Origin of the sequence: Sedimentibacter sp. MB31-C6, assembly GCF_035934735.1 — a bacterium.
Lineage (GTDB): Bacteria > Bacillota > Clostridia > Tissierellales > Sedimentibacteraceae > Sedimentibacter.
Window position 1 is genome coordinate 2,400,610 of record NZ_CP142396.1, and the last position, 20,777, is coordinate 2,421,386.

At 31.1% G+C, this 20,777-nt stretch carries 16 protein-coding genes and 1 pseudogene; 12 read left to right on the forward strand and 5 right to left on the reverse strand.

The window, feature by feature from the left end:
- The first annotated feature begins 318 nt into the window (after positions 1-318).
- From U8307_RS11355 to U8307_RS11365, 3 genes are all read left to right on the forward strand, one after another.
- Positions 319-1,566 carry a putative DNA modification/repair radical SAM protein gene (locus U8307_RS11355; RefSeq protein ID WP_326907967.1) on the forward strand — a complete coding sequence of 416 codons (1,248 nt, stop codon included), beginning with the start codon at positions 319-321 and terminating at the stop codon, positions 1,564-1,566.
- 9 nt (positions 1,567-1,575) lie between these two features.
- On the forward strand, positions 1,576-2,304 hold the full coding sequence (locus U8307_RS11360; RefSeq protein ID WP_326907969.1) for a TIGR03915 family putative DNA repair protein: 729 nt from the start codon (positions 1,576-1,578) through the stop codon (positions 2,302-2,304).
- 119 nt (positions 2,305-2,423) lie between these two features.
- Positions 2,424-3,647: an MFS transporter gene (locus U8307_RS11365; RefSeq protein ID WP_326907971.1), complete on the forward strand. Its 1,224-nt coding sequence runs from the start codon at positions 2,424-2,426 to the stop codon at positions 3,645-3,647.
- Between the two features lie 89 nt (positions 3,648-3,736).
- Here U8307_RS11365 and U8307_RS11370 read toward each other — a convergent pair whose 3' ends face one another.
- The 4 genes from U8307_RS11370 to U8307_RS11385 all read right to left on the reverse strand — a co-directional run bounded on the left by U8307_RS11370 (position 3,737) and on the right by U8307_RS11385 (position 9,419).
- Positions 3,737-4,204 (reverse strand): hypothetical protein, encoded by a 468-nt coding sequence (locus U8307_RS11370; protein ID WP_326907973.1) that lies wholly within the window; start codon positions 4,202-4,204, stop codon positions 3,737-3,739.
- 346 nt (positions 4,205-4,550) lie between these two features.
- Entirely contained in the window at positions 4,551-6,389 is a 1,839-nt protein-coding gene (locus tag U8307_RS11375) for an FAD-dependent oxidoreductase (protein ID WP_326907975.1), read from the reverse strand.
- 152 nt (positions 6,390-6,541) lie between these two features.
- Positions 6,542-7,867, reverse strand: coding sequence for an AfsR/SARP family transcriptional regulator (locus U8307_RS11380; protein WP_326907977.1), 1,326 nt, complete (start codon positions 7,865-7,867; stop codon positions 6,542-6,544).
- Positions 7,860-9,419 carry an amidohydrolase gene (locus tag U8307_RS11385; RefSeq protein ID WP_326907979.1) on the reverse strand — a complete coding sequence of 520 codons (1,560 nt, stop codon included), beginning with the start codon at positions 9,417-9,419 and terminating at the stop codon, positions 7,860-7,862. The genes U8307_RS11380 and U8307_RS11385 overlap by 8 nt, the downstream gene beginning before the upstream one ends.
- Positions 9,420-9,596: 177 nt before the next feature.
- On the opposite strand from U8307_RS11385, the gene U8307_RS11390 reads away from it, so the two are divergent.
- The 9 genes and pseudogenes from U8307_RS11390 (at position 9,597) to ltrA (ending at position 19,293) form a co-directional block, all read left to right on the forward strand.
- Complete coding sequence (locus U8307_RS11390) at positions 9,597-11,225, forward strand: M20/M25/M40 family metallo-hydrolase (protein WP_326907981.1); 1,629 nt, start codon at positions 9,597-9,599, stop codon at positions 11,223-11,225.
- A 25-nt stretch (positions 11,226-11,250) separates the two neighbouring features.
- Positions 11,251-12,657, forward strand: coding sequence for an alanine/glycine:cation symporter family protein (locus U8307_RS11395; RefSeq protein ID WP_326907983.1), 1,407 nt, complete (start codon positions 11,251-11,253; stop codon positions 12,655-12,657).
- A gap of 175 nt (positions 12,658-12,832) precedes the next feature.
- Positions 12,833-13,351: a flavin reductase gene (locus U8307_RS11400; protein ID WP_326907984.1), complete on the forward strand. Its 519-nt coding sequence runs from the start codon at positions 12,833-12,835 to the stop codon at positions 13,349-13,351.
- Positions 13,352-13,550: 199 nt separating this feature from the next.
- Complete coding sequence (locus tag U8307_RS11405; RefSeq protein WP_326907986.1) at positions 13,551-14,471, forward strand: DUF2935 domain-containing protein; 921 nt, start codon at positions 13,551-13,553, stop codon at positions 14,469-14,471.
- Between the two features lie 360 nt (positions 14,472-14,831).
- Entirely contained in the window at positions 14,832-15,533 is a 702-nt protein-coding gene (locus U8307_RS11410) for a B3/B4 domain-containing protein (protein ID WP_326907988.1), read from the forward strand.
- A gap of 123 nt (positions 15,534-15,656) precedes the next feature.
- Positions 15,657-16,013 (forward strand): arsenate reductase family protein, encoded by a 357-nt coding sequence (locus U8307_RS11415; RefSeq protein WP_326907990.1) that lies wholly within the window; start codon positions 15,657-15,659, stop codon positions 16,011-16,013.
- Positions 16,014-16,039: 26 nt separating this feature from the next.
- On the forward strand, positions 16,040-16,864 hold the full coding sequence (locus U8307_RS11420) for a nitroreductase family protein (protein WP_326907992.1): 825 nt from the start codon (positions 16,040-16,042) through the stop codon (positions 16,862-16,864).
- A gap of 16 nt (positions 16,865-16,880) precedes the next feature.
- A complete protein-coding gene (locus U8307_RS11425) occupies positions 16,881-17,531 on the forward strand; it encodes a methyltransferase type 11 (protein WP_326907994.1) in 651 nt (216 codons plus the stop codon).
- Between the two features lie 460 nt (positions 17,532-17,991).
- A pseudogene (gene ltrA / locus U8307_RS11430) lies at positions 17,992-19,293 on the forward strand (group II intron reverse transcriptase/maturase).
- Between the two features lie 301 nt (positions 19,294-19,594).
- Here the strand turns inward: ltrA and U8307_RS11435 are convergent.
- Positions 19,595-20,761 (reverse strand): hypothetical protein, encoded by a 1,167-nt coding sequence (locus tag U8307_RS11435; RefSeq protein ID WP_326907996.1) that lies wholly within the window; start codon positions 20,759-20,761, stop codon positions 19,595-19,597.
- Between the last annotated feature and the right edge of the window lie 16 nt (positions 20,762-20,777).

Below are 20,777 nucleotides of genomic sequence, written 5' to 3' on the forward strand. Positions count from 1 at the left end.
GTAAATAAATATTTTAGTTTCGTAATAAATATTATTTGAAACTTATTAATAATGTTTGAATTCCAATGCTTTTAAAAATAGCTCCTAGTAATATTTTTATTATTATACATTTTGATTTACTAAAAGTCAATATGTAATTTTGATATTTATAAAAAAATCGCTTAATAATGTTTAAATGTAGGGTATGCATTGCATGCATACCGCGGGACGCATGCAATGCGTCCCCTACAATACAAAAAGGGAATTAAATCGAACAAATGTTTGACAACTCTTTTTCTTTGTTATATAATTAGTTATCTTAAAAAATTTGGTGAGATTATGGATGATAATATATTTGAAAAGCTTAGAATTTTATCTGATGCGGCAAAGTATGATGTTTCATGTGTTTCAAGTGGTGTTGAAAGAAAGAATAATTCTGTGGGTGGAGTAGGAAACTCTTCTGCTGCAGGAATATGCCATTCATGGTCGACGGATGGCAGGTGTATTTCCCTTCTTAAAATTTTACTTTCAAATGATTGTATTTATGACTGTAAATATTGTTTGAATAAAGTAACTAATCCTACTAAGAGGGCAACATTTACTCCAGAAGAGGTGGCAGAACTCACTATACAGTTTTATAGAAGAAATTATATAGAAGGGTTATTTTTAAGCTCAGCAGTAGTAAAAAGTCCTGACCATACTATGGAAAATATTTATAGAGTCCTTGAGCTGTTAAGATATAAGTATAATTTTTGGGGATATGTTCATGTAAAGGTAATTCCAGGAGCAAATTCTCTTTTAATTCAAAAGACAGGTATGTTAGCAGACAGGGTAAGTGTTAATATTGAGCTTCCTACTAAAGAAAGTCTGCAAATATTAGCACCTCAAAAAAAGGTAGCAAATATTTTACAGCCGATGTCATTAATACATAATGAAATTTCAAGGACTATTGAGGATAAAAATTATTTTAAAAATGTTCAGAGATTTGTTCCGGGAGGACAGTCAACGCAAATGATAATCGGAGCCACTTCGGATAGCGATAAAACTATACTTAATGTATCTCAAAATTTATATGACAAATTTAGAATGAAAAGAGTGTTTTTTTCTGCATATATTCCTGTTATGTCATCACCGAATTTGCCTGCAGTAAGCACCATGCCTCCTCTTTTAAGGGAACATAGGCTGTATCAGGCAGACTGGCTTATGCGCTTTTATTATTTTAACTCTGAAGAGTTGTTTACCGAAATAGAGCCAAATCTTGATTTGGAATTCGACCCTAAAATGATGTATGCATTGAGGCATTTAGATAGATTTCCCATAGAAATCAACAAAGCTTCTTATGAGGAATTATTAAGAGTTCCTGGGCTTGGAGTAACTAGCGCACAGAGAATAATTAGAGAAAGAAAGAATGCTGAATTATCATATGATTCTCTTAAAAAAATAAGAACAGTTTTAAAAAGAGCAAAATATTTCATAACTGTAAAGGGAAAATACTACGGTAATGTTAAACTTGAACCTGATGCTATAAAAGATGAAATAAGAATGAAGGAAGTACAAAAGCAAATAAGTATTTTTGAATTGTTATAAGAGGTAAATATGGATTATTTATATGATGGTACTTTTGAAGGTTTAATGACAAGCGTTTTTTATCATTACAAAAAAGAAAAAGCAAATGGAATATATGAATTGGATAGTTATCAGCAGTCAATTGTATTTCAGTCAGAAATAGTGAAAACAGATGTAACGAAGGCAAAAATTGTTTCTGATGCAATTAATAAATTGATTTCTAGGGAAGCTTATATTCATATTTATTATTGTTATCTTTCAAATACTGTTGACAAAAATAATATAATTTTAGATTTTTTAATATTTGCATTTAAATATGGTAAAAGAACTATGAACTTCTATACTCATGAAAAAGTCCTTCCAATTAATGAAATATACACAAAGGTTGCTAAGGAAGTACATAGAGTGCTTGGAATACTCAGATTTTCAGATATAGGAGGAGTTTTGTATGCTAAATATTCTCCTGATAATGACATAAGTATTTTAATAGCAGATCATTTTGCAGACAGATATAAGTATGAAAGGTTTATTATATTTGATGAAAAAAGAAATAAAGTAGTAGTTTATGCGGATGATAAGTGGGAAATTAAAGAAAATGTCAAAATTGACAATATTGAATTTTCATTAGATGAAAAAATGATACATAAATTGTGGAAACAATATTTTACTGATTTGGCAATCAAAGAAAGAGAAAATATTAACCTCCAGTTTCAATTTGTGCCAGCAAGATATAGAAAAAATATGGCTGAATTCAATTAATCGAGGGGATATTTCATCTGATGTTTTTTGTTGTTTTCATTGACAGATGATAATAAATAAGTATATTATTAATTGTCTTAAATATGGAATAAAATTGTATTATAATAATCGAGGTATATATGGAAAATAACTGGAAAAACAACACTATTCTTTTTATATTAAGTCAGACATTATCATTGTTTGGTTCTGCGTTGGTTCAATATGCGATAATGTGGCACATTACATTAGAGACTCAGTCAGGAGTTATGATGACTGTATATATTATATGCGGATTTTTGCCAACTTTTTTTCTTTCACCATTTGCAGGTGTGTGGGCTGACCGTTACGACAGGAAGAAAATTATCATTTTGGCAGACTCGTTGATTGCAATCACAACATTAATTTTGGCAATAACTTTCTATAGTGGTTATAATTCAATGTGGATGCTCTTTGCTGCTGCTACAATCCGTTCTCTAGGTGGAGGTATTCAATCTCCTGCAGTTAATGCAATTATTCCGCAGATAGTTCCCATGGAAAAGCTTACTAAAGTAAATGCAACAAATAGTAGTATACAGTCAATGGTATCATTATTGTCACCGATGCTAAGCGGTGCACTGTTATCAGTGACTACTATTGAAGTAATATTCATGATAGATGTTGTTACTGCATTTATAGCTGTAGTGATATTGCTTTTATTTTTAAGGGTTCCATTACATGCTAAAGCTTTAGAAAAACAAGATATTAGCTATTTCGCCGATATGAAGGAAGGCTTAATTTATATTAATAAACATAGCTTTTTAAAAACAATGTTTTTTTTCCTGGCAATTTTTTATATTTTGGCTGCACCATCTGCGTTTTTAACACCTTTACAGGTAACTCGAAGTTTTGGTGATGATGTATGGCGGTTGACTGCAATTGAAATCACATTTTCAATAGGAATGATGTTTGGAGGACTTATTATGGCTACCTGGGGTGGATTTAGAAACAAGATTCATTCAATGAGCATTTCGGTTTTTGTCATGGGAATAAGTGCTATAGCATTAGGGTTAGTTCCTAACTTTTGGTTATTCATAATTTTTATGGGTACATTTGGAATAGCAATGCCTATATTTAATACACCGGCAATGGTACTATTTCAGGAAAAGGTTGAAGGTGATTTTTTAGGAAGGGTATTCAGTGTTTTAGGAATGATAACAAGTGTTATGATGCCTTTGGGAATGCTTGTGTTCGGTCCGATGGCTGATTACATTAGAATCGAATGGCTGATGATTGGAACTGGTACCTTAATAGTAATATTGACTTTTTTTATGAGAGTTAACAAGATTCTTATTGAAGCAGGTAAACCTGTAGAAAAAAATGAATGAGGTACGAAGAGGACGGATTATTTTAAAATAAACCATAATAGTTTTAAAATATCCATCCCTAAAGTTTTTCAACTCCAAGGCTCTTATAGTTAAAAGTACCAAAGTGGAGAAGTATAATACTCGGTCTTTGATGGAGTTCTTATATATTCACGTATAGGAGTTGGAGATGTAATTAGGTTCATTTCGACATTGTATATAGTCTTAATTTCTTCATAAATAGGTATGTTTACTATGGTAATACTATAGTATCCAAAAACATCTATAAGTGCAAAGTATCGATTATTAGGCCATTCAATTAATGGTAATTCTAATATAGGAATTGTACCATTTTCATCTGTAGAATATCTTTCAATTAATTGCGAGATACCCTTTTCAGCATAATTACCCGATATAGTTAATATAAACACTTCAATATCTACATCCTTTATAGGCATACCAGTTTGAGCATCTATAACCGTTATTTCTAAATATCCTGCTCTTTCGTTAGAATAATCATTTTTATCAAATTTATTTATATTCATACACTTAAATTTATAAGGATTTGAATAATATTTCATTAACTAAAATACCCCCTTCATTATTAAAATAAAATGCAATATGTTATATTATATGTAATAATGTCTTTAAGTTGCCTGCGAATTGACTTAGTAGGGTAAAAGGATTCAACCTGTAACTTCTCCATCTCCATAATTGTTCTTCGGTAAATGCTGGAGTACAACCTGCAGTAGGTGTTTTAGTAGCTTCAGTTAATTCAGCAAGAACGTTATCACCTTCATGAAATTGTTTTTCAATGCAATCTTGTGCTGAAAATTCAAGAAAAAGGCTATTGACTGTATAGCCAATAGCCTAATCTCTCAACTTTTTATTTTTAAGTTGGATTATAATATTAATATTTGCAATTATTTACTGTAGTGAAAATTCCACGGCATTTTGTGCTGCTATTTTGCCCCATACAACACATATTGTGTTAGCCAATCCACCTACTGATGCTGCACCTCCAATGTTTGCTCCTCCTACTAGCTCGCCGCATTGGTAAAGTCCAGAAATAGGTTGATTATCCTCGTTAAGTATTTGAGCTTTGTCATTCATTTTTGGGCCACCTTTAGTTAACAATACATAAGGAACGGTTTTAACTGCATAGTATGGTCCAGTTTCAAGTTTTTCAAGATAATTTTCTCTTCCAAAATCTTTATCTTCACCAGCTTCTGCGAATCCATTATATTTTTCGATTGTTTCTGCAAGGATTGATGGATTAATACCAGCTTTTTCACCTAACTCTTCAATTGTATCTGCTTTAAATACTACTTCACCTTTTTCTAGTTCTTCTTCAAATCTTGTCCATCCTTCATCTGATTGAGAATTCACTGTAAGGATTGGTTCATTTGCTTGTTTCATAGTTTCATCAAATACTATATAAACTATGTTATCAGGTGCAGTAGCCCATGTATTTTGTATAGGACCAGGCGTGCTATCTATTTCATCAATCATCCTAGCTCCATCTTTATTAACCCAAATAGCTCCTGGATATTTAGAGGTATTAGCAGTTATGCTTAATTTGAATCCTGTATCTGATACTGGCACACCGCCTGCATATGCAGGAAGGTATTCCATATTTGAGAATACAGCTCCAGCTTTTTCGGCAAAATCATATCCTGATCCTGTAGCATGTGCAGGTGCCATTGAAAGTACATTTTTAAAGTTATAGCGGTTTATCCATTCTTCATTATGTGCATAACCACCTGTTGCTAGTATAGTTGATTTAGCATTATAAGTAACATCTTCGCCATCTTTTGATTTTGCTATAACACCAGTTACTGCTCCATCTTCAATAACTATGTCTTTAACTTCTGTTTCCATTAGAAGTATTATATTTCCATCTTCTATATGTTTTTCAAGTAGGGGTTTCACTGTTTCTAAATATACAGTTCCTTTTTCTACTCTATGTTCACGTGGAATTCCAAAAGCTTCATAAGTTGCTGGCTGCTTAGGTAATCTATCACCAAAATCAGCTCCTAGTGAATCCATCCAATCTACAGCAGCAGCAGAACTTTCAACATGTTTTTTAGTTAATTCTGGAATGAAAATATCTCCACCTAAACGTTCGATATCCTCATAGAAAAGTTCAGGAGTATCTTCTACATCTGCATCTTTTTGCATCTTTGTTCCAGCTCCAGAAAGGGTTCCTCCTGCATAATTTATTGATCCGCCAATTATACTGTTTTGCTCGAAAATTATAACTTTTGCTCCGAGGTCAGCAGCTTCTATAGCAGCATTTACGCCTGCAAAACCAGCACCTACAACCAATACATCAGGGTCTGTAAATGCCATTTCTTCATTTTCTTCAATAGCGACTTTTTCTCCTGATGCTTCAGCGAGTGCAGTTTTTACTGCTTCTAAAATAGCATTGGATGTCATTGTTGCACCAGATATTACGTCAACTTCTATTGACTGTGCTTCAATTATTTTCTCTGGAAGGTCATTAATAGCAGGGTCTGAAATTCCAGCAGTTTCCTCATGTTCAGTTACAGTAACTTCTTTAATATTGTTTTCATCTACTGTGATAGAAACAACTACATCACCATTTATCCCCTTACCAATACCTGTATAAGTACCAGGTGTATACTTGCCTGCTTCAACTTCTTGTTTAACATCTTGCTCTCCTTGACACCCTACAAACATAAATGTCATAGAAAGTACTAATAGTAATGCTAATGAGCGTTTAAATAAGTTTGTTTTTTTCATAAATCGTCACGTCCTCCTCTTGGTTTAAATGTTAATAATAGTAAAATACATTTACTATTTCCAATATTGTATTATAATAACCAATAAGTCGTCAATGTTAATTTTTTACCAATATACTCCTTTTAATATTAGAGTTGAACATACATGATATCTTATATGGTATTAATTTGGTTAAATCCAATTTCTCTGGAGAAAGATTCTATAAAGAAATTCATTTTTTCGTTTATCCATTTTTCTTCGACGATTATTTTAATATTTATTTTATTAAATTTCATATTTCTATATAAAAAAGATATGAAGTCTGTTGATTTGGAATCCAGAAAGTGAAAATTCCAAATTCTAATTATTATATCTGTTTTCATGTATACATCAAGAATTTGTGTAACATTGTTAAATAAATAATAGTCTATAGTACTTGAACTCTTTACTGATGAAACTAAATCATCATATTCCAATTTTCTTGAAGTATCGTAATTCTCAAAATATTCTTGTACTTCATCTAATATTTCAAATATACCTTCGTAATTTATTCTTTTGCCAGGGCTTTGGCAAATATCAATATGATATTCTTTATCTGTTTTTGTTTGTTTTGCAATTTCCTGGTGAAATTTCTTTAGACAAATTGAATCAGCTGATATGAAAAAGGTGATTTTCTTTTTTTTAGATTCTTTTGAAGTTTTTTTAGTGTTTTTCTCTGGTATATATGTGTTTTCAACTTCTTCTTTGAATTCATCTTTCAAAATATGATGATAAAATTCTTGTATTTTATCGCTAGGGCTAATGTTTAATTCTTTTCTCAGTAAAAGCTTCAGTTTTCTGTATGTATTAACAGCAGCAACCTTATTACCTGACTGGTATTGGAACTTAATAATAGCATAATAGACAGATTCATTAAGTGGGTCAATTTTGATGAGCTTGTTTAATTGGTTTATTGATTCTCGAATTTGATTATTGTCTGAATATACTTTAGCTAAATCCATTTGCACTTCAAAATATAATCTTTGAAGTTTTTCTTTCATATTAAATACCCAATCGTTAAACTCAAGATTATCATAAATATAGAAGTCTTTTAAAAAATCTCCTTCATAAGTGTTTGATATTTCCATTAATATATCTAGAGAGGTATTTTTTTCAATTCTATAAGTTTCGGTTAATCTTTGCCATTCTCTTAGGTCAATATGTACATTTTTTTCTTCGATTTCAATAACATTTTTTCCACGAGAATGAATGATGATATCATTCTCATGTTCATGAAAAATTTTTCTTAAATGCCAAATTGTGTAGCGAAGATTACTGTATGCAGATTCTCTTTTATAATTATCCCAAAACATATTAGCAAGCATATCTCTATTAAATATATATTGATTGTTTGCCAATATATAGCAAATTAATCCTTTATCTTTTAATGAAAATTTATGTGTTATATCAACATCATTGCTTATTATTTTATATGTTCCAAGAAATTTAAATTCAATCATACTTTAATCCTCCAAGAGAATTATACAATATTTTTCCTGATTTCATTGTTAGAAGAATTTTTATATCTTTCAAGTATTCCTTTTTTGTTATTATTGGGTCAGAAGAAAGTACTACTATATCTGCTAATTTGCTTTTTTCTAAAGTTCCTTTAATATTTTCTTGGAAAATTCCATAAGCTCCATTTATTGTATACATTTTAAGTGCTTCATAGGTAGAAATTCTTGAATTTTCGTTAATATGATTTGTAGCAGCATGTACACCAAGCATTGTATCGATTGGGAGAACATCACTGTCTGAACAACCCGCAACAGTAATATCTTTATCTATAATATTTTTAAATGGATTTGTTAATCTTGTTCTTTCATAACCTATACGTTTATCGTACATATCATCTTTTCCTCGAAAATAAAGTTCATATGTTGGATGCATTGCTAATACAAGATTTAATTCTTTAGCTCTCAGTATTTGTTTTTCGGTAGGTAGTTCAAAATGTTCTATACGATGTCTTTGATTACTTGTATTATTCTCTTTTATTGCTTGTTCATAGCAATCTAAAAGCATATCTATTGCTCTTGGACCTACTGCATGTATTGCAATTTGTAGTCGCAGATTGTCAGATTGGGATATAAATTCAAATAATTCATCACGGTTAAAAAATAAAAACCCAGTTGAATTTTTGTTATCGCTATATGGTTCATATAAGGCTGCATTTTGTGAGCGAAATGAGCCATCTAAAAAAATATCTCCACCTATTCTAGGTAAGCCTGCACTTAATACTTTAGATGTATTTGTAGTTGAATAAAATAATTCAATATCAATAGGAAATATATTTTTATTATTTAAAATGAATTCTGCATGATTATTATGAAATAAGGAGCCTCCTTCTACAGTAATAGCTGTTGTTATGCCTTGCTTTACAATTTGAGACATTGTTTTATCTAAATTATCTAGATAAATTTTATCGCTTATCATTTCAAACATTTTTTTTCTTGCTATATAGCTTCCTCTATTGCTTATTTTTCCAGTAAATCTATTTTCTGAATCTTTTTCGAAAGAGTTAGTAGTGAATGGAATGTTAAATAAATGCATTGCATAAGAATTCACAATAACAGTATGAAATTCTATACTGCTAAGGATTACAGGAATATTAGGAGCCACGAGGTCTATTTCTCTTCGTGTAGGAAATCTTTTTTCTTTTAACGTAAAATTTGAAATTCCCTTACCATAGATTAATGGCATATTGCCCATGTTATTTTTTTTAGCTTCAATTAAATCTAATATTTCAGAAATAGATTTTGCTTCAAAACAGTTTATGGCTATGTTGCTTAGAATGGTTGATACTAAATGAATGTGAGAATCGAAAAAACCGGGGAGTACTGTTTTTTTATCAAGATTAATTAGTTCTGTATTAGAAGATCTTATTTCTAATATCTCGCAGTTTTTTCCTACAGCAACAATTTTATCATCAGATATCGCTATAGCTTCAGCCCTTTCAGATTCTTTTCTCATAGTTATAATATTTCCATTATATAAGATTTTATCTATGTTCAAAATTAGCCTCCTTGTTTTATATCATAACTTATTATACAACAAAGTTAATTAAAATAGATATAAAAAATGCTATTTAAACGATTTTCAAACGATTTATATAATCTTTATCAAACGGATAGTTGATATAATGTCAATAATACTATCACTTAAGTGAATGAAAGTCTTGGAGGTGTAATATTGAAAGAAAGTAATAACATAATAGATATGCTAAAATTTTTTGTTTCTATTCAAAGTGACACTCACACAGAAATGGAAATTGATATGGAAAATTCAATTTGTAATTTCATCTCTAGCATACCATATTTTGATACAACTGGAAACTACGGTATAGAAATGATTCCATCGGATGATTTAGGACGGAGTAATGTATGGGCACTAAAAAAGGGTAAAAGTGACAAAACTATTATTTTATTAAATCATCATGATGTAGTAGATGTAAATGATTATGGAAGTTTAAAGAACATAGCACATAATACAGAAAGCATTGAAAAAGAATTAAAAAAGATAAAATTAAATAAAGAAATTACGGATGATTTATTTTCGCAGGAATGGATATTTGGTCGTGGAACAGCAGATATGAAGGCTGGAATGTGTATTCAGCTTAAAATACTTGAGGATTTTTCTAAAGATACTAAATGTGATGCAAGTATATTATTCTTATCTGTACCTGATGAAGAAACGATTTCCGCAGGAATGCGCCATGCAAGTATATTACTCAAAAAATTAGAGAAAAAATTCCAACTAAAATACTCATTGATAATTAATTCTGAACCTCATAGTAGAGATGATAAAAATATACCTGTAATCTACGAAGGTTCAGTCGGTAAAACAATGATTACTGTTTATGTAAAAGGTATTAAAAGTCATATTGGAGAAATTTTTAATGGCTTTAATCCTAGTTTAATTCTTTCTAAAATAATAAACAATACAGAAATAAACAGTGAATTATGTGATAGAGACTTAGGGGAAATAGCGCCACCGCCTTCTTGGGGTTTTGCAAGGGATTTTAAGGAGTGTTATGATGCCTCAATACCAGAATCTGCAGGTGGATTTTTAAGTTTTCTAACATTAACCAAAACACCTAAAGATATTCTATCGATAATGAAGAAGATATGTGTTGATTCATTAATTGAATCTTTAGAAAATTATAATAAAAACGCAAATATCTATTATGGAGATTCTGAGCATAGGCTTTCCTTTCCTATAAATGTAAAGCTTTACGATGAATTTTTATTGGATGCTATTAAAAACAACAAAGATGAAGTTGAAAATGTACTTGAAAAAACTTATACAAGAATTACAGATAGTATAAAAAAAGGAAAAATATCTATGCCTGAAAGCAATTTTGAAATAATAAAAGAAGTTATGAAACTAACACAATATAGTGGTCCAGTTGTTGTAATTGCAATTTCACCGCCATATTATCCTCACATATCAAATAACAAATTTGAACATTTAGATTCAAAGCTTAGAGAAATATCAAAAAGCTTAAATGAAATTAATTTGTCCCTATATGGAAATAAGATTCATAAAAAGCATTACTTTATGGGGATTTCAGATTTAAGTTACACTTCGTTGCAAAACTATGAGGCAACAGTGCCTTATATTAAAAGTAATATGCCACTTTGGAGAGATGAATTATATTCAATACCATTTGAGACAATTAAATCTTTATCAATTCCAGTTGTAAATATTGGACCTTGGGGTAAGGATTTACATAAATTTACAGAGAGAGTATACATCAAAGATTTAGTTACAAACACATATACATTGATTAGTGAATTTATCAAGAAATTATATTCATAAATCTATAATAAAAAAGGAGGAATTTATGAAGGATGTAATTGTAAATTTTATTAACACTGCTACTGGAATGCTTTGGGGACCTTTTATGCTAATACTTTTACTTGGAGGCGGTATTTTTCTTTCGTTCAGATTAAAGTTTTTGCAAGTCACACATTTTAGTTATATTTGGTCACAGACATTAGGTTCGCTGTTTAATAAGAAAAATGATTCTGAAGAAGAGGATATGGAAGGTAGTCTCACGCCGTTTCAGGCAATGACTACAGCGCTGGCTTCTACTGTTGGTGCAGCAAATATTGTAGGTGTACCTGTAGCAATTTATTTTGGAGGACCAGGGGCTGTATTTTGGATGTGGATTACTGCAATTTTAGGAATGATCACTATGTATGCTGAAGTAGTGCTTGGTATTATATTTAGAGAAAAAAATTCTAAGGGTGATTATGTAGGTGGACCTATGTATTATCTTAAAAATGGTTTGAAGTCTAAATTTCTTGGTAATACTTATGCTTTTTTATTCATGTTTACGATTGTATCAGGAATCATGGTTCAGGCAAATTCAGCTGCCGGCTCTGCAGCATCTTTAGGGTTAGATAAAAATATTTCAGGTATTATTATTACCGTAATTGTTGGTTTGATTGTTGTAGGGGGTGTTTCTAGAATTGGTAAAATATCTGAAAAATTCGTACCGTTTATGGCTTCTCTTTATATGATAGGTTGCTTGATTATAATAATTGCTAACATTACATCAATTCCTTCTGTATTACTTGAAATCGTTAAGGGTTCTTTTGCACCTCGTGCAGCAATTGGTGGGTTTGCAGGTAGTACAATAGCTTTGGCGATGAGATGGGGTATAGCAAGAGGTGCTTATTCCAATGAAGCAGGAATGGGAAGTGCTCCTATTGCACATTCAGCTGCTAAAACAGACCATGCAGTTCGTCAAGGATTCTGGGGAATGATTACTGTATTTGTAGATACAATTTTGATTTGTACTATGACTGCATTGGTTATTTTAAGCACAGATATATGGAAGGCTCCTAATATTGAAGCTTCAGCAATGTCTGCCCAAGCATTTAATAATTTTTATGGACCAATTGGTGGAATATTAGTTAGTTTTTCAATTCTCTTGTTTGTTATATCCACTATTTATGTCATTCTATTTTATGGGGAAAAGCTGGCAGAATATCTTTTTGGTAAGAACTTTTCACTTGTTATGCGATACGTTTATCTTGGTGCATGCTTTGCAGGGGCAATTGGTGGATTGCAGTTTCTGTGGATTTTTCTAGACTTTTTGTTTGGATTATCGGTTATACCAAATATGATTGGTGTAATTGGGTTATCGGGGGTTGTAGTTGCGAAAACAAAAGAATTTTTCACATCAGAAGATTATTACTTAAAAGATATAAATAGAAACATGAACACTTTATCTAAAAAGTAGAACAATCAAAAAGAGTTGCTGACTGTGAGTAGTTAGCAACTCTTTTGGTTTGTTTTTTATTAGAATCTTAATTTTTTTATAGACATCTACTTTTATAATAGACATATAAACTTGACTTTATACATTAACAAGAATAATATTTAGATACTTATATAAAATTTTAAGGAGGACTTTAATGGATAATTTTAGAGAGATTAAGCCAGAGTATTTGGATAAGAATGTTTTTCATTTAATAAATGATGAATGGATGCTGATTACAGCTGAAAAAGATAATAAGGTTAATACTATGACTGCATCATGGGGTGGGTTCGGTATCATGTGGAACAAAAAAGTTACTAATATAGTAGTGAGACCTCAAAGATATACAAAAGAATTTATTGACAGTTCAGAAACCTATTCATTATGTTTTTTTGATAAAGAATATAAAAAAACTATGGCGTATCTAGGTTCAGTTTCAGGAAGAGATGAAGAAAAAATAGAAAAAAGTAATTTGACAGTAAATTACATTGATGACACTCCATATTTTAAAGAAGCTAACATGGTTATTATCTGTAAGAAATTGTACGCTCAGAAAATGAAACCAGAATGTTTTATAATGACAGAATTAGATAATATAAATTATCCAATTAAAGATTATCATACTTTGTATATTTCCGAAATAGATAAAATTTATGTAAAAGAAGAAAACAATTAAAACAATAATAGTACTAATACCTGTTTTAGCAAGCATTACAATACTTTGTAGAAACATGTATCATTATTCATAAACCGTTATATAATAAATGAAGCCATATATGGGATAATGCAAGCCTCTAGTAAATTTGATAAAAAGGTGGCAATCATATTTATTCTTCATAATATATTGTAAAATATAAAGTTTGAAGGAGGATATGATGTATACAAGAATGGATTTTGTCCGTCAATCATTAGAATTGCATCTTTTTTTTGCAAGAATTATGAAGGAACACTCGTTTTTTCTGGAAGTATCATTTACACCAAGAGATAGCGGGTATGTACAAAAGGCAGACGAGTTAAGAAGGGAATTTGACAGATTTTTAGGTGAGGTTGTATCGCTTTCCAATGGTGTTGTCAGTAAAGGTGTGCTTCAATCAGGTGAGGTTATTACCCCATATACACAAAATGCGGAAATAGCGACCTCATATTTTACAGGAATAAGAATTCCTACTGAACTTACACAAATGGAGGCTAATTTAATGGGTGATGACATGATTAATGTCAATCCTATGATGGAAGAACAGGTGTTTTTATTGAATCAAAGAGCCATAGGCTTAGTAACCGAATTAATACAGTTCAAATCTAATATATTAAGTAATGTTTTATCTTGTAAGATGTTTACTGTAAATTATCCATTATTAATAGATCATATTATGCGAGAAGCAAGGTTATACTTAGCTACGATTCAAAGACTTCAAAATAGAGAAATGGTTAATATGCATCAAGAGGCAGTTCAACAAGAAATATTCTGGAACAAAATAATGGCGGAACATGCTAAGTTTATCAGAGGACTTCTTGACCCTAGCGAAGATCAGCTATTTGAAGCAGCTAATAATTTTGGTAAAGAGTTTGATGAACTTACAAGAGAGGCGCTAATGGCTATGAATTCAAATATGCCATTGAAGCGAGTTACTGAAGATAGCCTTGCGGCAACTCAGGCAATTAGAGATTTCAAGGTCCAAGGAACACAAGGAATACTTGATTGCCAGATAAAGTCAGTCATCATTCCGCTGCTGGGTGACCATACAATCCGTGAAGCAAATCACTTTTTAAGATTATTGAATATGTTTAATAATTAATTAGAATATTATCATATGGCTCGACTTTGAAAGACGCGGGGACGTTTCCTGTGTCTTTAATTAATAGACTACATTTCACAATGTAATTTTGTTTTTCCAGTTAGTTACACTAAAATCAATATGCTGTAGGAATAACTTTTACCTCCTTAAACTTTACTGAGGATAAGCCGTTATCTTATGCATATGCCTATGAATGCACTTGTAATAAAAGAAAAAATCTTTAATTTTTTAAATCTCAGCCTGTTATAGCAATTCAATCCTTATTGAAAATGGTAAAATTTTGTAGTATACTACCATTAAAAAAACGTGCGAAAGTACGTCCCTGGAATTACTATAATTTATTGTTTAAAGGAGGACAAAATGAAATACACAGTAGATAAATCTGTTTTTGAATTAAATCCTGATATGAAATTTGGGATATTAATAGGAAATAATATTAAAAATTCAAAAACTACACTAGAGGATGAAGAAAGATTAAGAAAAGCAGAGATTAAAATGAGAGATGAAATAAAGGTGGAGGAGATAAGGAATTTGCGCAATGTGTCATTATACAGAGAAGTCATGCGAAAATCCGGTATCAATCCAAATAAGTATCCTCCTTCTGTAGAAGCTATGTTTAAAAGAATAATAAAAGGTGGACAACTGCCTGTTATTAACTCTTTGGTTGATTTGTGTAATGCTATATCAATAGAAAGAGGAATTTCACTTGGAGGACATGATTTAATAGATATTAATGAGGATTTGGAAGTTCGCTACAGCAAAAAAAGAGATGTTTTTTTGCCATTCGGCTCAGAAAATTACGAAGAAGTCCAAGAAGGGGAACTTATATTTACAAGCGGTAATATAGTACAAACATTGAAATGGGTTTGGAGACAAAGCGAATTGGGCAAGGTTACTTTAGACAGCAGCGATGTATTTTTCCAGCTCGTTGGATTTGGGTATGAGCAATGCTCTTCTTTATATGAAGCAATGAACGATATAGAAGATTTGATAAAAAACAGGTTCCAAGGAAGTTGCAGGAGATACTTGGTAGATATTAATAATCCGTCTATTGAGTTTTAAGGTCACTTCAGTCCATCCCCGAAAATATACTGAGAAGTTATAGGTGAGTCGGTATGAAAAAAGATAATGATATTTTTAATTTATTTGAAGACACGGGGAATTATCAAAAATGAGGAGAAAAAAATGAGATATACATTTATTTGTTATTCAAAATGAGGTACATGCAAAAAAGCTAAGTTATGGCTAAAAGATAATAATATTGAATTTGATGAAAGACCTATAAAGGAAGAAAATCCAACTGAAAATGAATTGAAGGGTTGGATAAAAAAAAGTAGTTATCCCATAAAGAAGTTTTTTAATACAAGTGGAGTTTTGTATAAAGATTTAAAGCTTAAAGAAAAACTTGGCGAAATGTCAGAAGAAGAAAAAATTAAGTTGTTATCAACTGATGGCATGCTTGTTAAAAGACCTTTAATTGTAGGTGAAGATGTTATATTGGTTGGATTTAAAGAGAATGAGTGGAAAGAAAAATTATTATAGATGGGCAGATAAAAGGAGAATATTATATGGCTAATGTAATTATTAACAAAGAAACATGTATTGGATGTGGAATGTGCGTTAAGGATTGCTCGAGAAAAGCAATTGAGTTGGTAAATAAAAAAGCACAAGTTGATTTAGATTTATGTAATGAATGTGGTCATTGTGTGGCGATATGTCCGCAAGCTTCAATTTCAATGCCGAAGTACGATAAGTATGAAATAATAGAAGTAGATGAGGATAGATTAAATTTAGATCCTGATGATTTTTTATATTTTCAAAAATGCAGGAGAAGTATACGTCAATTTAAAAATAAGGATATAGAAACTGATAAATTAAATAAAATAATAGAAGCTGGTCGTTATTCTCCTACAGCTAGCAATAGGCAATTGAATCGTTATATAGTAGTTAGAGAGAAAATAGATGAAGTTAGGGATTTGGCTATAAGGACTTTATATGATGCAGCAAATGATCCTAATTTTGACACTAAAGGCGGACCTGATTATAGAAATTCATGGATACAGATGTATAATAATTATAAAGAAAAGAATATTGACAGCCTATTTTTTAACGCTCCTGAAATTATAGTTATTGTAAGTGAAGATAAGGCAGGATTTGCTGAAGTTAATGGCGGAATTGCAGCTTCAAGAATGGAATTGCAGGCTAATTCTTTAGGATTAGGAGTTTGTTATATTGGATTTTTAGGAAGAGCCGTTAAATTCAACAATAAAATCAAAGAATTAATAGGCATGAAAGATAATGAGGAATTTATACTTTCATTTGTTATTGGCTATCCTAATGTAAAATACAAAAGAAGTGTAAATAGAACGCCATCTGATGTAAGGTTTATTTAATAAAAAGGTGAGAAAAATGAGCAGTCCTTGGGAAAGAATTCCTCTAGATGATTATGAGAATCACATGAAATTATCGACGGTACAGCAATTACAGAAATTAAATGAAATTATGAAATCGCAGATAGATAAATACAATATTGAAACAGTTGCCATTTTAGGGGTAGCAGGTGGAAATGGGTTAGAGCATATTGATTGTTCAAAGATTAAGGTTGTTTATGGTATTGATATAAATCAAGATTATTTAGATGTCTGCAAGGAAAAATATAAGAATTTAGACGATTATCTTGTGCTTAAAAAATTAGATTTAGCAGATATAGCAAATGATCTACCAGTGGCAGATATTATAATAGCAAACTTGTTTATTGAATATATTGGCATTGATATGTTTATAAAACAATTGTCAAAAAAAGTTCCACCATTTGTATCTTGTGTAATTCAAAAAAATCTTGATATTAATTTTGTATCAGATTCACCATATACAGAAGTATTTGAAGAAATTTCATTATTGCATAGAAATATAGATAAAAATTCCCTTGTTAATGCTATGAGTACAATAGGTTACAGCTTGATTATTTTTGAGGAACATTTATTACCGAATATGAAAGAATTTATTAGATTGGATTTTACCAATAACAAGATTGTGGTGCGGCATAGCAATGTCGTATAATTTAACAGGTGGAAATCCTGTCTGGTAAGGTTTAAGCTGAACTGCCAGTAGCGAGTCATGGATATATATTAGTAATAATATGTGTTAAGCGTTGACAGTCAGGCTGTAGGGCTGAAAGTGATTGAGCCTCGAAATTGTTTGTAAATCCAAGTGCTCATGCTGTCGCAGTAGCAGAAAGCAATATACTGGCATGCGTTAATAAGCAAGTATACCAGTAACTTGGCGGGGTCTTTAAAGCCAGTCATGCAGTACAATGATTATACGGTAACTATGGAGACCCTATTACCTCTCGTTAGAGTATGAGACATCAACTATAAAATGAAGATAATCAAATGGGTAATAGGGAGTCGGATAGGTGCATATTACCTGAGAATATGAGTAATGTCATTGGAGGAAAGGCACCTACATAATATAACTCTCTGTAAGGAAACATTATCTATACACAGGGATAGGAGAAATAATGGAAACAAAATTACAAAGAATAGCCGAAATGTCAAGAAAAGACGCAAAGATTGAATTTACATCATTATATCATCTACTTAACAAAGAACTGTTGTTTCAATGTCACAAAGAATTAGACAAAAATAAAGCAGTAGGGATAGACGGTATAAGCAAAAAGATATATGGAGAAAATCTAAATCAAAACTTGATTAAATTAGTGGAAAGATTAAAGAAAAAATCATATAAACCACAGCCATCTCTAAGAATACAAATTCCTAAAGATAATGGTAAAACAAGACCTTTAGGAATAGCTGTATATGAAGATAAAATTGTTCAGCTTGCACTAAAGAAGATTGTTGAAGCAATATATGAACCAAGGTTATTAGACTGTATGTATGGATTTCGTCCGAACAGGAGCTGTCACGATGCAATAAAAGCTTTAAATATAGCTATAGAGAAAAGGAAAACAAATTGGATATTAGATGCTGATATAAAGGGCTTTTTCGACCATTTAGACCATGAATGGGTAATGAAAGTAATAGGAGTGCATATAAAAGACCCTAACATTAATAAGCTTATAAACAAATTTCTTAAAGCGGGAATTGTAGAAAACAATGTGTACTACGATACGGATGAAGGTGCAGCCCAAGGTTCTAATCTAAGTCCAACAATAGCAAATATATATATGCATTATATGTTGGCATTGTGGTTTGAAAGGGTAGTTAAACCATTATGTGAAGGAGACTGTTCAATAACAATATATGCCGATGATTTCGTAGCATGTTTTCAGTACAAAAACGAAGCAGAAATGGTTCATAAATTAATACAGGAAAGAATGAAACTATTTAAACTGTAGCTTGAGCCAAACAAAACAAGGTTAATTGAGTTTGGCAGTTTTGCTGAAATAAACTGTTATAGACGAAATAAAAGTAAACCAGAGACATTTGATTTCTTGGGCTTTACTCATTATTGTAGTAAAAGCCGAGGAGGGCGATTCAGGGTTAAAAGAAAGACCAGTAAAAAGAAGTTTAAAATAAAAGTAAGTAATTTCAAGAAATGGATTATTGAAAACAGAATCTTACCGCTAAAAGAGATAATTGAGAAAGTTAATTTAAAGTTAAAAGGACACTATCATTATTATGGAATTACAGATAATACAAAAATGATTAGAAGGTACTACTATGAAGTCGAGAAACTCTTATACAAATGGCTAAATAGAAGAAGCCAACGTAATAGTTACAATTATGATAAATTTAAAATGATGCTTAGATATTATCCATTAGAACAACCAAAGATTTTTGTAAGTGTCTATGACATATGACGTGAAATATATTATGAGGAGCCGTGTGCAGTAACTCTGCAAGCACGGTTCTGGGAGGAGCATGCACCGTGAGGTGCATGTTTATTCGACAGGACAGAATGAAAATAGTTTGTTTGGGAGACAATTTAGATAGTTTAACATATGGTTATATGATAAGAAGGTCTAAGATATGGACTAATTTATAACTGAGAGCGTATCAGCAAATCCAGGCAAATATTGAAATATTCGACAAAGTAATTACGGGATTTCATGAAAAAACCCTTGGACTAAAGTTCAAGGGTTTTTATGATTAAGTGAATTCTCAAAATGTAAAATGAAAGACTGTCTCTAAAATTAATTGTATGTATTGCTTAACATCTTCTGAATCTAAAATTGGAATTTTCCAATAATTTATATAATCTTTAGGAACTATCAAAGATATAATTGCAGCTGTATTAGGCACAATACCTGCTGACCTGACCACATCATTAAGCTCATTTGACATAAAGCTAATACCTCCGGCATCTTCGCTTATTAATTTAGCAATATCAGCAATTATTGATACCTTGTCTGTGGATGTTTCAGCAGTCATCAGACTTTCTCCAAGTTTAACTATAATTTCTGCAAAATTAACCGTTGCTTTTTTTAGTTGTCCTTTTACTATGGGCATAGAATCAGTTTTAATAATATAGGGAATATCATATTTAACAGCTGTATTTACCAATGCTTTAGCAACTACAATATTATCAATTCCTTCTTGTGCGCGAAATAAATATGTATTGCTAATAATATTTTTTGATAAATCAGGTATATATGCCTTACTTTCAACTATCATATTAGGGACTAAATCTATTCCCAATGATTTCATAATATCTGCCTTATCTCCAATTGCTGTATTTCCTTCATTATCTTCATTAGGACCGATTCCGCCTTCTGAACCGTTAACATTTAAAAGCAATGAAACGGGAATACCGTTAATATCAACAACAGTACCAGCCATCTTATCTATGCAGCCTTCATATTTATGAGAAGTTACATAAACTTTATCAGGAGATTTTTTATAAAATGAATCCATTACAGCTAAAGCTATAGCTCCTTGAAGTGCAACAGGTGTCTCCATTACACCTTGTCCATACATTCTGCCGAATGTTTTAATAGCAACAGATTGTGTATAAATACCATCTTCATTTACAGCTCTATTTAACAACTCAATTTCATAAGGAGTTAAGCCGCGTCGTGAATAAGATTTACCTATTCCGCCTTCATAAGTTTCGACAGTTATGACACCTGTTACACAGTCACCTGATACACTTTTTATTTTGGTATCAGTTTTAAGAGCGTGATTCATAATGGCTGCGACAACTGCAAAACCGGCTGAATCATCTTGAACAAAGGAGCTGTGGCTGTGAACATGTCCTACACCTACATGACCTAATACAGCTATAACACCATGATTTTTATTTGAGATAGAAATAGTATAATTTTTCATAATATTACTCCAATAA

Excerpts from the sequence above, each read along its gene's own strand:
- U8307_RS11355 (WP_326907967.1), top strand. The coding sequence starts at position 319 with ATGGATGATAATATATTTGAAAAGCTTAGAATTTTATCTGATGCGGCA.
- U8307_RS11420 (WP_326907992.1), top strand. The coding sequence starts at position 16,040 with ATGGCTAATGTAATTATTAACAAAGAAACATGTATTGGATGTGGAATG.
- U8307_RS11395 (WP_326907983.1), top strand. The coding sequence starts at position 11,251 with ATGAAGGATGTAATTGTAAATTTTATTAACACTGCTACTGGAATGCTT.
- U8307_RS11370 (WP_326907973.1), bottom strand. The coding sequence starts at position 4,204 with ATGAAATATTATTCAAATCCTTATAAATTTAAGTGTATGAATATAAAT.
- U8307_RS11405 (WP_326907986.1), top strand. The coding sequence starts at position 13,551 with ATGTATACAAGAATGGATTTTGTCCGTCAATCATTAGAATTGCATCTT.
- U8307_RS11365 (WP_326907971.1), top strand. The coding sequence starts at position 2,424 with ATGGAAAATAACTGGAAAAACAACACTATTCTTTTTATATTAAGTCAG.
- U8307_RS11425 (WP_326907994.1), top strand. The coding sequence starts at position 16,881 with ATGAGCAGTCCTTGGGAAAGAATTCCTCTAGATGATTATGAGAATCAC.
- U8307_RS11360 (WP_326907969.1), top strand. The coding sequence starts at position 1,576 with ATGGATTATTTATATGATGGTACTTTTGAAGGTTTAATGACAAGCGTT.
- U8307_RS11400 (WP_326907984.1), top strand. The coding sequence starts at position 12,833 with ATGGATAATTTTAGAGAGATTAAGCCAGAGTATTTGGATAAGAATGTT.
- U8307_RS11435 (WP_326907996.1), bottom strand. The coding sequence starts at position 20,761 with ATGAAAAATTATACTATTTCTATCTCAAATAAAAATCATGGTGTTATA.
- U8307_RS11375 (WP_326907975.1), bottom strand. The coding sequence starts at position 6,389 with ATGAAAAAAACAAACTTATTTAAACGCTCATTAGCATTACTATTAGTA.
- U8307_RS11380 (WP_326907977.1), bottom strand. The coding sequence starts at position 7,867 with ATGATTGAATTTAAATTTCTTGGAACATATAAAATAATAAGCAATGAT.
- U8307_RS11410 (WP_326907988.1), top strand. The coding sequence starts at position 14,832 with ATGAAATACACAGTAGATAAATCTGTTTTTGAATTAAATCCTGATATG.